Origin of the sequence: Mariluticola halotolerans, from assembly GCF_021611515.1 — a bacterium.
Classification (GTDB): Bacteria; Pseudomonadota; Alphaproteobacteria; order Rhizobiales; family Devosiaceae; genus Mariluticola; species Mariluticola halotolerans.
This window is the reverse complement of sequence record NZ_CP090960.1, coordinates 209,124-221,014: the sequence shown is the minus strand read 5'-3', so window position 1 is coordinate 221,014 and position 11,891 is coordinate 209,124. Positions and strand designations below refer to the sequence as shown.

The window sequence follows — 11,891 nt, the reverse complement described above, 5'->3', positions numbered from 1 at the left end:
CCCGTTTTCACGGGAATGACGAGCAACGACGAATCGCACGCCAGCCCCCGTCATTGCGAGCGGCCCCGCCGCGCGGCAATCCAGAGCGGCTGGCACAGCACCAGCCATTGCACCCAAACCTAACCGCACCCCCGATTGACCCCGATCAAGGCATGTCCCGCAAAATCTGCGCTACCCTCCCAAAAACCGGAGGATTTCATGAAACCATTGCTCAGCGCCTGCGCCCTCATCGCCGCTCTCGCCCCCGCCCATGCCGATGAGGCGCAGGTGGCCCTCGGGCTGCATATGGTCACCATTTATTGCACCGATTGCCACGCCATCGGCAAAACCGGCGACAGCCCTTTTCCCCCGGCCCCGCCATTTCGCGATCTGCATGCCCGTTACGATGTCGAATTGCTCAGCGAGGCCCTGGTCGAGGGTATTGTCACCGCCCATCCCGAAATGCCCGAATTCGAGTTCGATCCCGATCAGGCCGAAGCCATTATTCAATATCTCAAAACCCTGGAACCGGCAGCGGATTAAAGCCCGACGCCCCCCAGCGGCACGGTTTCCACCCTTTTGTCCATCCCCGCGATCAGCGGTCGCGCCTGCCCGATCAGCGCCTGCACAGCCGGTAATTCCAGCGAGGCCTTGTGCGCCTCGGCATTGTCCCACACTTCACTGATCCAGATGGCATCGGCATTGGCCGCATCCAGCGCCACCACATAAACGCGGCAGCCCGGCATCGTGCCCATGCCTTCAGTCATCAATTGCGCCAGCGCATCGCGCTGCCCCGGCACCGCCAGCATACGTCCGATCAAACCGTACATATTTCTCTCCCGTCCAAAATCCCCATATATCCGTCATCGCCTGACAAAATCCGTCAGCAGCTTTCACTCCAAAAGCTCGAGCGGCTTATCCAGCTCAAACGACATCGCCCGGCACAGATTGATCACCGCCCCGATTTCGGGATTTTGCGACACGCCCTGCGCGTTCAGCGCCCCCCACAAATCGCCGGCCTCCACCTGCTCCAGCGCACAATTGCAATAGGCCCGGCACTGGGTGGCATTGCCCTCGGTTTCCAGACAGGAGGAAAAACACGCGCCAAAAAATTCCGTCGCCCGCTCTGCCGGGTCCTCCCGCGCCAGATAAGGCGCCAATGGCGTCAGAATGCCCAAAAGGATTGGCTGGTGCACCAGATAAATGATCAGGCTCCAGCGCCCGGCCTGTTTGAGTGCCCCCAATAAGCGCCCATTGGCAGATACCGCCGCAATGCGCGCCGCAAACCCGCTCAACAAGGCCAGCCGTGTCAGCAAAATCCCCAATAGCGTAAACCCGAAACCGGGGAAAACCGGCACCAGATCCTCGGTCAGCGGCGGCACGGTCCAAAAACCGATCCACGACAAGGCCCGGCTGTTGAACACCGGCGACTGAAAGCTGAAATAGGCGGCAAACATCACAATCGCCAGCCCGCCAACCAGCCACAATGGCGCGCGCAAAAACACCAGCCCCATCAGGCTGAACAGCGCTATGGCGTGCAACACGCCGAAATAGACAAATGCATCGGGCGCAAAAATATAGGTACCAAGGCTCACCAGCAGCGCCGCCGCCGCCAGAATGGCAAACCGTTTCCAGAACGGCCGCCAGCGGATGCCGACTCCATGCGCCAGCACCAGGCTCACCCCGGTCAGAAACAGGAATGTCGCCAGCAGCGTCCGCGCAAAGAAAAACCACCCCGGCGCCACATCCACAGCCGTGGTGATAATGTTGAAAAAGCGCAAATCCCAGGCAAGATGGTAGAACACCACGCCGATAATGGCGATGCCGCGCACCACATCCACCAATGCATAGCGTGGCCGTTGCCGCCCCGCCTGCTCGTCTTCTGTTTGCCGCATGCGGGCCTCCGCCTGAACTCTTTTGACCATCGCCATGCCGGCGCGCCAATGTCAATCGCCGCGCCGCAAGCTTTCAAGGGTGATCGCCCCGCCCCTCAGCTCACCACAAGTCCACCATGATATTCGAGCGCATAGGCCTCAGCCCCGTCGACCTCAATCGCCTCACGCCCCTGAAAATGCTCAAACGCACCTTCCGAGCGGTCCCGATAGATCCCGTGCGGCCCACGCCATTCAAAACCACCCAGAAACCGCCCCTCGGCATAAAGCGCAGCCAACGCCGCCTTGATCGTCTCGCCGGCCCGTGCCGCGTCAATCAGCGCGGGGTTGATGATGTAGCCATAATAATTCATCGCCCACACCGGCACCCCGCGCTGCCACACCACTTCCTGGCCCAGAAAATTACGGCCACCCAGATAGCTGTCGCGATAAAGCCATATCCCGTCAGCAAAAGTCAGGTCGTGCGAACCGGGGCGGCTCGCCATCGCCTTCTGGCCATCACCGACATAGCTGGCAGCTTTGGCCGCAACAATAAAATGCTCCAAATCAATATCACGCATAATATCCTCAAAAAGAACAAAAGGTGAACTGAGATTGTTAAAGAGTCAATTAGGCGTTTGAAATATCCCCAATTGACTAAAGCGCCCCGTAACGCGAAAAGAGGCGTGACTTCTCCAAAAGGCCTGAAATTCCATGTCCCAATCGCAAATTTCCGTCCCCCTGACCAAGGAACAGGCCTATGCGCTCGTCGATGCGGTCATGGAGCGCGACGATCTGGCGCTCACCGCATCAGCGCATGAGGATGAAAATGAGGAATGGGTATTCGAGGCCACCTGCACGGATGAGCCGGACATAGAGGCGTTCAACGCCCTGGCCAGAACAGTGCTGGGCGGCAAGGTCAGCTTCGCTGTCGAAAAGATCGACCCGGATTTCGACTGGGTCTCCAAATCGCTCGAAGGGCTGAAGCCGGTCGCCGCAGGCGGGTTTTATGTGTTCGGCAGCCACGACAAGGATACGGTGCCCCCGGGCGTCACACCCCTGCACATTGATGCAGCCCAGGCCTTTGGCACCGGCCATCATGAAACAACCACCGGTTGCCTCATCGCGATAGATCGCATTCTGAAACGGAAAAAGCCGCGCTACCTGATCGATGTGGGCACAGGCACAGGTGTTCTGGCCATAGCGCTCGCCAAGCGGCTGCGGCGGCCGGTCATCGCCAGCGATATTGATCCGGTCTCGGTGCACATCACAAAAGAAAACGCACAGCTGAACGGTGTCGCCAACGATATTATAGCAGTGGAAGCAACGGGTCTGGAAAACCGGCTGATCAGCGACAATAGCCCTTACGACCTGATTGTCGCCAACATACTGGCGGGCCCGCTGGCCCAGCTCGCACCGGCAATAGGCCGGGCGGCAATGCCCGGCGCAACCATCATTCTGTCAGGAATTCTAACCCATCAGGCGGCGCGTGTAATCGCCGCCTACGGTCAGCAAGGCATGATCCTGAAGGAGCGGATAACCCGGAAGGAATGGGCAACCCTGATCCTTGAAAAGCCTTAGCGCTTGTCGTCAGTACCGTTGTTGAGCTTGAACAGCTCGCGGTGCTGGGCCAGTTCGCGCGCAGCCTGACGGCTCCGGCTTTCGATCATGGCGTCAAAAACGTTACGGAAAAAATTCTTGCTCTCGGTCATATTCAGTCTCCATCTTCAAACAGAGGGACATCAACATCCCTTGCTGAAAACGAATATAGGCGCACAAGATTCAGTTAGTTAGCCTTGCACACGCACATGAGCCATGTCGAATATGCATGGCATGCGAAACGGAAACAGTCCCATGCCCAGCCAGATAGCCCCCGCCCCCCGCTTCCAGTCCTTCACCGAGCGGGCCGACCCCGCCAAAGTCGCCCCAAGGCTCAAGGCTTTGCGCGCGGCATTGCAACAGGCAGGCATGGACGCGTTCCTTGTGCCCCGGGACGATGCCCATCGCGGCGAAACGGTCCCGCCGGGCGAAGAGCGGCTGGCCTGGCTCACAGGTTTCACAGGCTCCGCCGGCATGGCCATTGCGGGTCTGCACAAAGCCGCGCTCTGCGTCGATAGCCGCTATACCCTGCAAGCTCCCGCCCAGACCGACACCGGCCTGTTCGACATCGTCGAAGTCCCCCCCGCCTCGGCGGCAGGCTGGATTCGCGACAATCTTGCCAAAGGCGCCAAAATCGCCTTCGATCCATGGCTGCACACACCCGGCGAAATCGCCAGTCTCACCGAAAAGCTGGAAGGCCACGCCAGCCTGCACCCGGGCGACAATTTCATCGATAGCGTCTGGACAGACCGTCCCGCACCCCCGCCGGGCGAAATCGAATTTCTCGGTGCCAACCGCGCCGGCAAAACCGCCAGCGAAAAGCTGGCCGATTTGCAGCAAACCCTCGTCGCCGCCAAGGCAGATGCGGTGGTCCTCACCCTGCCAGAGAGCATTTGCTGGCTGTTCAACATGCGCGGCCATGATGTGCCCAACACGCCCGTCGTGCTCGGCTTCGCCATCGTCCCCGCCATCGGCGAACCAAAACTCTTCCTCAGCCCGGACAAGCTGACACCCGACGCCAACAACGCCCTCGAAGCCATTGCCGACCTCTTCCCGAAAGATGGCTTCACCGACGCACTGAAAACCCTCGCTGACAAGAACAGGAACATCTGGATCGATCCCGCCACCGCCCCGGCGGCCGTCGCCGACCTGCTCACAAAGGCCGGGGCCGAGCTGATCAAAAAGCCGGATCCGGTCCTCGCGCCCAAAGCCATCAAAAACGACGCCGAATTGTCCGGCATGCGCGAAGCCCATCATAGAGATGGCGTCGCACTGGCCAAATTCCTCGCCTGGTTCGATGCGGAAGCCCCGGCCGGCAAACTCAGCGAAATCGACATCGTTGCAAGGCTCGAAGCTTTCCGGCGCGAAGACGAGACCCTTGTGGATATCAGCTTTGACACAATTTCAGGCGCAGGCGCCCATGGTGCCATTGTCCACTACCGGGTTACAGAAAACACCAACCGCACCCTCAAGCCCGGCGAGCTGATGCTGGTCGATAGCGGCGGCCAATATCTCTCCGGCACCACCGACATCACCCGCACCCTGTTCACCGGCAGCGCCACCGCCGAGCAAAAAGACCGCTACACCCGTGTCCTCAAGGGCATGATCGCCATTTCCATGGCCCGCTTCCCCAAAGGCACCAGCGGCGCACAAATCGATATCCTCGCCCGCCAGTTCCTCTGGCAGGCTGGCGTCACCTACAATCACGGCACCGGCCACGGCGTCGGCGCCTATCTTGGTGTGCATGAAGGGCCGATCGGCATTTCCCCGCGCTATGCGTCACCGCTCGAGGCCGGCCACATCGTCTCCAACGAACCGGGCTATTACAAAGCCGGTGCCTTTGGCATCCGCATCGAAAATCTGGTCCACGTCATCAAAAGCGAAATCGCCGAGGGCTATCTCGAGTTCGAAACCCTCACCCTCGCCCCCATCGATACCCGCCTCATCGAGGCAGACCTGATGACCGACGCAGAAATCGACTGGCTCAACGCCTATCACGCCCGCGTCTTCAACGAGATCGGGTCCCGGGTAACCGGCGATGTAAAGGCATGGCTGGAACAGGCAACAGCACCCCTTTGATCGCAAAAAAGGCGGGCTTGCGCCCTTGGCACTTGGCTAAGCCCTGAAACCGCGCTGAAATTCGGGGCGTTTCAGGCTGAATCATGCCTGACAAAAAGGCTTACATCAGCCTTTGAAAAGCCCCTCAGTTCTCCGTCAAAAGCGTCGATAACCGCCAGGCAAATTCCGGCGTCCGCGACTCGATATCGTCTATCCGCCAGCTGCCCGCCTCATTCACCAGACTGAAAACCAGCGCCTGCCGCTGGCCAAAATTCTCCACCGACACATCAACAAGCGCCTGGTCACCTTCGGTCTGGATATGGTCGATCCGCATGGCAATTCCGGCATAATCCTGGGCATTGATAAACGGGTCAAAATCAATCGTCCCCATCTCGCCCACAGGCGTCCGCGCCGCATCCGCCTCTACCAGCGCATGCAGCCCGCTTGAGAATAATTCAAACGGATCATCGGGAAAATCCTCAGTAGAATAAGGCTTGTAGGCATAATCGAGTAGCGCCTCCGGCTTCTCGAACGTAGGCGCAGCAAACGCCCCGCCGGTCGTCACCACCAGAAAAAACAGCCCCACAACAAATTTGATTTGTTTCATTCCCGACTCCAAAACCGCACGGCGCGGCCCCGGAAATTACGCATCGGATATTGGCGCATTTGCGGCGAAAAGCTTAACCGTCAGCTACGCGCCACCAGTTCCAGCCAGCCATCCTCGTCCAGCACTTCAAGGCCCAGCTCTTCCGCCTTTTTCAGCTTGGATCCAGCCCCCGGCCCGGCCACCACAATATCGGTCTTGGCCGACACCGATCCCGACACCTTGCCCCCCAGCCGCTCCGCCATAGCCTTGGCTTCAGAACGGGACATTTTCTCCAGCGAACCGGTAAAAACCACAGTCTTTCCAGCCACTTCACTGTTCGCCGAAACCCTGACGACATATTCTTTCGGCGTCACTTCCGCGGCGAGCGCGTCCAGCGCCAACTGATTGCGCTCATTCCCAAAAAAGCTGATAACCGACTGCGCCACCGTCTCACCGATACCATCAACCGACAAAAAGCTCTCATAGGCATCGCCCTCATGGGCAGCAGCGGCAATCGCGGCCGCCCGGAACGCCTCAAACGTGCCATAGGTCTTGGCAAACAGCGCCGCCGTCGTCTCGCCCACATGGCGAATTCCGAGCGCAAAAATGAACCGGTCAAGCTCAGGCTCCCGCCGCGCATCAATCGCCGCGAACAGCTTTTTGACCGAGGTCTCGCCCCAGCCATCCTGATCTTTCAATCGTTTCAGCGACTTGGCATCCCGCTCGGCCAGCGTAAAGATATCCGCCGCATGCAATATCCGGCCCTCTTCATAAAACGCCGTCACCTGCTTGTCGCCCAACCCGTCGATATCCAGCGCATTACGCGAGACGAAATGCTTGAGCTGCTCCACCGCCTGCGCCGGACAAACCAGTTCGCCGGTACACCGCCGGATCACATCCAGCTTGCCGGTTTTGGCGTTGACCTCCCGCTCCGCCGGTGACCCGCAGGCCGGACAAATCGTTGGAAACACATATTTTTCCCGCGCCTGATGCGCCTCATCATCCACGACGGAAACAATCTGCGGGATCACATCCCCGGCCCGCTGCACCACCACGGTGTCGCCCACCCGCACATCCTTGCGGTTGATCTCGTCTTCATTGTGCAGCGTCGCGTTTTCCACCACCACGCCACCCACCGTCACAGGTTTCAGCCGCGCCACCGGCGTCAGCGCGCCAGTGCGCCCCACCTGAATATCGATGGCTTCAAGAATGGTCGTTGCCTGCTCGGCGGGAAACTTGTGTGCAATCGCCCAGCGCGGCGCCCGCGCCACAAAGCCCCAGCGCTGCTGCAAATCCAGCCGGTCAAGCTTGTAGACAACCCCGTCGATATCATAGCCAAGCGTCGCCCGCTGCACCTCGATCTCGTGATAATGCTTCAGCATGTCCGCAACACTGGCCGTGCGGATCATCAGCGGATTGATGGCAAAACCCCAGTCAGCCAGCTTGTTGACCGCCTCAAACTGCGTCTCGGCAAACGGCGCAGAGGTAAAGCCCCAGGCATAAGCAAAGAACTTGAGGTTCCGCTGCGCTGTTACAGAGGAATCCAGCTGGCGCAACGACCCCGCAGCGGTATTGCGCGGATTAACATAAATCTGTCCGCCTGTTGCCGCCGAACGTTCATTCAACGCCTGAAATTGCGCGTGGGTCATATAGACCTCGCCACGAATTTCAATAACCTCCGGCCAGCCACTACCCTTTAGTTTATGGGGTATATCGGCAATGGTCTCGAGATTGGCGGTAATATCCTCACCCACCGCGCCATCGCCGCGCGTCGCCCCTTGCACAAACACGCCATTCTCATACCGCAGCGAGGCGGAAAGCCCGTCAATCTTCGGCTCGGCGGTAAAATCGAGCTGCAAATCCTTCTCGCGCCCAAAAAATTTGCGCCCGCGCTGCACGAATTCCTCAACGTCCTCATCCGAGAACGCATTGCCAAGGCTGAGCATGGGGATGGCATGAGTGACTTTGGCAAAGCCTTCTGCCGGTGCCGCCCCCACCTTTTCACCAAGACTGTCCGCGCGCTTCAATTGCGGAAAAGCCACCTCAATCGCCAGATAACGCTGCTTCATCGCGTCATATTCAGCGTCGGTGATTTCAGGCATGTCTTGCTGATGATAGGCGATATCCGCCGCGCTCAGCGCCTCATGCAACCGGTCCAGCTCAGCCTTTGCTGCCTCGACCCCGAGATTTTCGACTCCATCGTCCATCAGTGCAATTCCGAAAGCAGGCGCGTCGCCGCGGCCCGGGCCTCATCCGTCACTTTCGCACCGGCCAGCATGCGCGCCACTTCCTCATTGCGCGCCTCACCATCCAGCGGCCGCACATGGGTGCGCACAAACGCCCCCTCGTCCACGGCCTGTTTCTCAATCAGCAAATGGCTGTCTGCCCGTGCCGCCACCTGTGGCGCATGGGTGACCGAAAGCACCTGCACCTTGCCTGCAAGTCGCGCCAGACGCCGCCCGATGGCATCCGCCACCGCGCCGCCGACCCCGGTATCAATTTCGTCAAATATCAGCACCGGTGCGGAGCCCCGGTCCGCCAGCACCACTTTCAGCGCCAAAAGAAAGCGCGACAACTCGCCGCCCGAAGCGACTTTCATCATCGGTCCCGGGCTGGTACCCGGATTGGTCTGCACGTGAAAGGCAATCTGGTCGAAGCCATGGGCTGAAACGCGGCTCACATCCGCCTGCTGATCGACAATGAATTTCGCCGACCCAAGCTTGAGATCCGGCAATTCAGCACCCACGGCCTTTTCCAGCTCCCGCGCCGCCTTGGTCCGGGCCGCGCTCAGCTTTTCCGCTGCCGCAATATAGGCATCACGTGCTTTCGCAGCTGCGTCTTCCAGTGCCTTGAGATTGTCCTCGCCACTCTGCAAATCCTGCAGGTCCGCCATATAGCGCGCCAGAACTTCCGGCAATTGATCGCAAGTCACCTGATGCTTGCGCGCAGCCGCCCGCAACGCAAACAGCCGTTCCTCCGTCTGCTCAAGTTCAGCAGGGTCAAACGCCATTTCGCGCTTCAGCGTTTCCAGCGCTTCAGAAGTCCGGTCCAGCGCCAGTAACGCCGCATCCAGCGCTTCCACCACCGGGGTGAACAACCCACCCTCAGCGTCCGCCTTACGCGTCAACCGGCGCATCAGGGCCGCCATGGCCGGGCCAGGCGCAGACGAGCCATTCATGATCTCGTCGGCATCGCGCACTTCATCCGCAGCCTTTTCGAGCTGCATTAGCCGCTGCCGCCGTTCTGCGAGTTCATTTTCCTCGCCATCAACCGCGCCAAGCGCGCTCAGCTCTTCAACGATATGGCGGGCATAGTCTTCTTCTTCCTGCGCCCGTTCAATCCGCGCCCGTTGCTTGGCAACCGCCGCGTCTGCCGTCTCCAGCACCTCAAAAGCCGCAGCTACGCCGGCTGCACCCTTTTCATTGCCACCATAAACATCCAGCAAGGCCCTGTGTGTCGCACCATCCACCAGCGCCCGGTCATCATGCTGGCCATGAATTTCCACCACCAGCGTCCCGACAGTCTTCAAGAGGCTGGCCGAAACCGGCTGATCATTGATAAATGCCCGCGTGCGCCCATCGGCAAACTGGATACGCCGCAAAAACAGCTCGTCATCATCGCCGATATCATTGTCGCGCAGCAATTGCCGCGCCGGATGCGCTTCCGGCAGATGCAGGATAGCCACCACTTGCCCGCTCTCCATGCCGGTGCGCACCAGAGACTGGTCGCCGCGCCCGCCCAAAGCCAGGGTCAGTGAATCAAGAAGAATGGATTTACCGGCGCCTGTTTCGCCGGTAAGCACCGTCAGTCCGCGATCAAGCGTCAGATCAAGCTGATCGATCAGGACAATGTTTTTGACCGATAAAGCACTCAGCATGCCGGTGTTAATCCCCAGAAGGGTTTAACCGGATTTCATCTGACTGAACAATTTCGCGTCGACGACTTCCGGGTTGAGCCCTTGTTCCTGCAATAGTTTATAGGCTCTTTCGTACCAAGTGCTAGAGGGGTAATTGTGCCCCAACACAGCAGCAGCCGTACGCGCCTCATTGACAAGTCCAAGAGTCAGATAAGATTCGGCCAGCCGGAACAAGGCCTCTTCGATATGCGTCGAGGTCTGGTACTTCTCGGTGACAATCCGGAACCGGTTGATCGCCGCGCCGTATTGCCCATTGCCCTGATAATACCGGCCAACCGACATTTCCTTGCCCGCCAGCTGGTCATAGGCAACCCGCATGCTTTCGCGCGCATCATCAACATATTTCGAATTCGGATAGGTCGAGATCAGCAATTGCAGCGTATCAATCGCATCCTGCGCCAATTGCTGGTCGCGGGTAATATCCTTGATCTGCCCGTAATAAGACGTGCCCTTGAGATAAAGCACATAGGGCACTTCCGGCGAAGACGGATACAGCGCCAGATAGCGGTCAGCCGCCAGAATCGCCGCCGGATACTTGCCGGTACGGAAATTGGCATAAACTGTCATCAGCTTGGATTTTTCGGCATATTCCGAATAAGGATGCTGCCGTTCCAGCTTCTTGAGGTCTTCAAGCGCGGTCGAGAAATACTGGCGATCCATATTGTCGAGCGCCTTTTGATAAAGGATCTCGGGCGGAATCACCTCTTCTTCAACAATTTTCTTGGGGCCAAACAGATTGAACCCTGAACACGCGCTCAGCGTTACAATCATCGCACCGACGACAAACATGCGTGCCGCACGTCCGACCAATCCCGCTCTTGCCTCAAAAATCACGAAATGTCCTGTCCTGTTACGCGCCACAATGCATGCGGCCTAGACACAAATTAGATCAAAACTGTGGCGTAAAATCGCGCGCTTAGCCCACAGACCGCAAATACGAGTTCACCTCAAGACCATCGGGCAAATCGTCGAGCGCGTCAAATGACAGCGGCAGATCTTCCGCCGCCACAATCTCATAATTGGCTTCACTGGCAAACAGGCTGTTCAGCACCAGGGCGTTCAGCGCATGCCCGCCCTTGTAGGAGCGGAACCGGCCATAAATCGCCAGACCACCATGGGCCAGAGACAGATCACCGATCGCATCAAGCATCTTGTGGCGCACAAATTCGTCTTCAAACCGCAATCCGTCGGGATTGAGAATCTGGTTCTCTTCCACCAGAATCGAATTTTCCAGCGACGACCCCAGCGCATAGCCAGCCTGTTGCAACGCCTTGCGATCGCGCGCAAACCCGAAGGTCCGTGCCGCCGCAATTTTTTCGGCATAAAGCCGCGGCGTCCAGTCAAAGATCATCCGCTGGCGGCCAATCACTTCACTGTCAAACTCGATTTCCAGATCAAGCACGCGGCCATTATACGGCTCAAGCGCAGCAAAGGCGTCGTTATTGCGCACAGTCACCGCGCGCTTCACCTTGATATACCGGCGTGCTGCTGGCTGGATCTGGATGCCAACGCGCATGATTCCGGCTGTATAGGGCATCGCGCTGCCATCAAGAATGGGGCATTCGAGGCCATTCAGCGTGATATAGGCATTATCAATGCCCATGCCGCTCAACGCAGAAACAATATGTTCGATTGTAGCAATACTGGTCGATTCACCCAGATCAAGCGTGGTGCAAAGCGTCGTGCGTGTCACACGGGTAAAGTGCACAGCCACGGGCCCAACAATGGAGCCGTCGTCCATCTTGCGGGAGATCTGGTATCCGGTATCAGGTGGCGCGGGGGTGATAGTGAGCGTTACCGGTACACCACTATGGACCCCGAACCCGCTGAATTCCAAATCACCTGCCAAGGTGCACTGCCGCGCCGAAAGCTTATGCATACT

At 58.7% G+C, this 11,891-nt stretch carries 12 protein-coding genes; 3 read left to right on the top strand and 9 right to left on the bottom strand.

Going from position 1 to position 11,891, the window contains the following annotated elements:
- The first annotated feature begins 198 nt into the window (after nt 1-198).
- Nucleotides 199-522, top strand: coding sequence for a c-type cytochrome (locus tag L1P08_RS01110; protein ID WP_303618177.1), 324 nt, complete (start codon nt 199-201; stop codon nt 520-522).
- Here L1P08_RS01110 and L1P08_RS01105 read toward each other — a convergent pair.
- From L1P08_RS01105 to L1P08_RS01095, 3 genes are all read right to left on the bottom strand, one after another.
- On the bottom strand, nt 519-809 hold the full coding sequence (locus L1P08_RS01105) for a putative quinol monooxygenase (protein ID WP_303618176.1): 291 nt from the start codon (nt 807-809) through the stop codon (nt 519-521). The genes L1P08_RS01110 and L1P08_RS01105 overlap by 4 nt on opposite strands.
- Nucleotides 810-872: 63 nt before the next feature.
- A complete protein-coding gene (locus tag L1P08_RS01100; RefSeq protein WP_303618175.1) occupies nt 873-1,874 on the bottom strand; it encodes an acetyltransferase domain-containing protein in 1,002 nt (333 codons plus the stop codon).
- Between the two features lie 95 nt (nt 1,875-1,969).
- Nucleotides 1,970-2,431 (bottom strand): DUF5680 domain-containing protein, encoded by a 462-nt coding sequence (locus L1P08_RS01095; RefSeq protein ID WP_303618174.1) that lies wholly within the window; start codon nt 2,429-2,431, stop codon nt 1,970-1,972.
- 133 nt (nt 2,432-2,564) lie between these two features.
- Here L1P08_RS01095 and L1P08_RS01090 point away from each other — a divergent pair, with 133 nt between their 5' ends.
- The gene (locus tag L1P08_RS01090; protein WP_303618173.1) at nt 2,565-3,431 is read left to right on the top strand and encodes a 50S ribosomal protein L11 methyltransferase; all 867 of its coding nucleotides are present in this window, start codon (nt 2,565-2,567) and stop codon (nt 3,429-3,431) included.
- Here L1P08_RS01090 and L1P08_RS01085 read toward each other — a convergent pair.
- Nucleotides 3,428-3,562, bottom strand: a complete 135-nt coding sequence (locus L1P08_RS01085) for a hypothetical protein (protein WP_303618172.1) — start codon at nt 3,560-3,562, stop codon at nt 3,428-3,430. The genes L1P08_RS01090 and L1P08_RS01085 overlap by 4 nt on opposite strands.
- A 142-nt stretch (nt 3,563-3,704) precedes the next feature.
- Here L1P08_RS01085 and L1P08_RS01080 point away from each other — a divergent pair, with 142 nt between their 5' ends.
- Nucleotides 3,705-5,528 (top strand): aminopeptidase P family protein, encoded by a 1,824-nt coding sequence (locus L1P08_RS01080; RefSeq protein ID WP_303618171.1) that lies wholly within the window; start codon nt 3,705-3,707, stop codon nt 5,526-5,528.
- Between the two features lie 124 nt (nt 5,529-5,652).
- Here L1P08_RS01080 and L1P08_RS01075 read toward each other — a convergent pair whose 3' ends face one another.
- The 5 genes from L1P08_RS01075 to lpxC all read right to left on the bottom strand — a co-directional run bounded on the left by L1P08_RS01075 (nt 5,653) and on the right by lpxC (nt 11,888).
- Complete coding sequence (locus L1P08_RS01075; RefSeq protein WP_303618170.1) at nt 5,653-6,114, bottom strand: DUF3828 domain-containing protein; 462 nt, start codon at nt 6,112-6,114, stop codon at nt 5,653-5,655.
- Nucleotides 6,115-6,194: 80 nt separating this feature from the next.
- A complete protein-coding gene (gene ligA, locus L1P08_RS01070) occupies nt 6,195-8,300 on the bottom strand; it encodes an NAD-dependent DNA ligase LigA (RefSeq protein WP_438268424.1) in 2,106 nt (701 codons plus the stop codon).
- A complete protein-coding gene (gene recN / locus L1P08_RS01065; protein WP_303618169.1) occupies nt 8,300-9,970 on the bottom strand; it encodes a DNA repair protein RecN in 1,671 nt (556 codons plus the stop codon). Before recN ends, ligA begins: the two co-directional genes overlap by 1 nt.
- A 24-nt stretch (nt 9,971-9,994) precedes the next feature.
- Nucleotides 9,995-10,843: an outer membrane protein assembly factor BamD gene (locus tag L1P08_RS01060; RefSeq protein ID WP_303618168.1), complete on the bottom strand. Its 849-nt coding sequence runs from the start codon at nt 10,841-10,843 to the stop codon at nt 9,995-9,997.
- A gap of 82 nt (nt 10,844-10,925) precedes the next feature.
- Nucleotides 10,926-11,888 (bottom strand): UDP-3-O-acyl-N-acetylglucosamine deacetylase, encoded by a 963-nt coding sequence (gene lpxC, locus L1P08_RS01055; protein ID WP_303618167.1) that lies wholly within the window; start codon nt 11,886-11,888, stop codon nt 10,926-10,928.
- Nucleotides 11,889-11,891: the final 3 nt, after the last annotated feature.